The following is a 937-nucleotide window of genomic DNA, read 5'->3' as shown; positions in this document are numbered from 1 at the left end:
CATTTGAATAGAGCCTTTGCTGTCAATAATTAGACTGCGTGTTTTTGAGCCGTTGTAGTGGGAAAACAGTTCTTCGGCAACATCGGCAAAATTAAGACCGGCGCAAAACACCCCAATAGGAACGCCTTCATGGACAACCTTGTAATTAAGCCACACCAGTTTTCTGTGTAATATTTTGTCAATATCCACATTTAAGACATATTCCATGTCGGAAGCTATACATTCAAAATACCATGCATCGTCATAATAATCAGGATCAAGGCTTGCGACCGCTTTTATGTCGTCAACATCTGAGTATTTTTCAAGTGTAAATTCATGCAGTGTTTTTTGCATTGCGATATACAAATCATTACTGGATAATTGATTTATAGTCCCTGACATTTCATCGTAAGCCATGAGTTTTTTTTGGTAATTATTTTCATCAAGAAACCATTCAATGATTTCGTGCGAGCTTACGGTTTTAGATACAAGAGCTATCTCCTTGGAAAGATGGGCTCCAAAGGTTCCGGCGGCGTTGGCGGCAAAATATCTGGCATAATCCACGGATACTTGTTTTGTTACATTTTTGAGTACGCTGATCATTACCGCCGCCATGATTACGGAAGTCAGCATGAAAAGCGCGATATTGATAAAACGGAAACGCAGAGAAATTTTACGTTCACCCCAAACCATTCTGTGTGGACCGGTTTTAGGTTTATTCATCATTGCTCCCAATTAGAATAAAACCTCGGTTACCAAATCGGTAACCGAGGTTATCTGGTGTGTGACATTTTCTTGCTGAGCTTATCGAAGTCACACCTTCGCGTATCTCTAGTTGATTATTCTACTTTAAACTTTGAAACTTCCGCTATCAAGGAGTCAATGGCATCGCGGTTCTTGGTAGTCATTTCATTGACGTTATGTACCGCTATGTTAATCTGATCCGCTCCAGACGCCA

General features: G+C 40.3%; 1 protein-coding gene. It reads right to left on the bottom strand.

Annotation, left to right across the window (positions count from 1 at the left end):
- Positions 1-705 (bottom strand): hypothetical protein (locus ACYVTD_RS14140; protein WP_461248363.1); only part of this gene is annotated, 705 nt, incomplete at its 3' end.
- Positions 706-937 lie beyond the last annotated feature (232 nt).

It is taken from the genome of Treponema sp. R6D11 (assembly GCF_054786075.1).
The sequence above is the reverse complement of the archived record's forward strand: the minus strand, read 5'-3'. Positions and strand labels throughout refer to the sequence as shown.